The organism is Vibrio sp. 1249-1, assembly GCF_033340495.1.
In genome coordinates, this window is sequence record NZ_JAWOWJ010001207.1 from 1 (window position 1) to 509 (window position 509).

Consider the following 509-nt stretch of genomic DNA (forward strand, 5'->3'; position numbering starts at 1 on the left):
GGGTAGCTTTGTGGATATTTAGCTAACAACTGCCGAAATTTGTCGCCAGGTAGCTCTAATAGGGTTACGTCGGTATGAGCTGTTGCTCCGAAAATGCGTGGCATGCCGGGTGAAAATACATTGTCGCCAAACCATCCTCCGGTTTCGAAAATCATCAAGGTGACTTCTTTTCCTTTGGAACTTATCGAGTTAACGCGTACAGATCCTTTGGCGATCACCATCAATGAAGAGTGCTGCGCGCCTTTGCTGCAAATGAGTGCTTTCTCGTCGAAGTGTCGTGCACGAACGATTTGTACTGCTTCGTTTATTCCTTCCACTGGCAAACCGGCTAAAACAGGGCATTGCAGCAACAACGATTTGATATCTTCCATGTCAGTACCTTACAAAACAGGTTTGAACAATGGCATGTTATCACTTTATGGATTCGCTTCTTTAAAAGACGGTTGGAAGTGAGAGCATTGCGAGGTTTGCAATCAAGTTGATAAAAAAACGCCCATTAACGAGAATTA

The 509-nt window shown here is 44.2% G+C and carries 1 protein-coding gene; it reads right to left on the reverse strand.

Annotation, left to right across the window (positions count from 1 at the left end; translation table 11 throughout):
- Positions 1-371, reverse strand: a 371-nt coding sequence (locus R7Z50_RS31300; RefSeq protein WP_318150251.1) for a cyclic nucleotide-binding domain-containing protein, incomplete at its 3' end; no start/stop codon positions are given.
- Positions 372-509 lie beyond the last annotated feature (138 nt).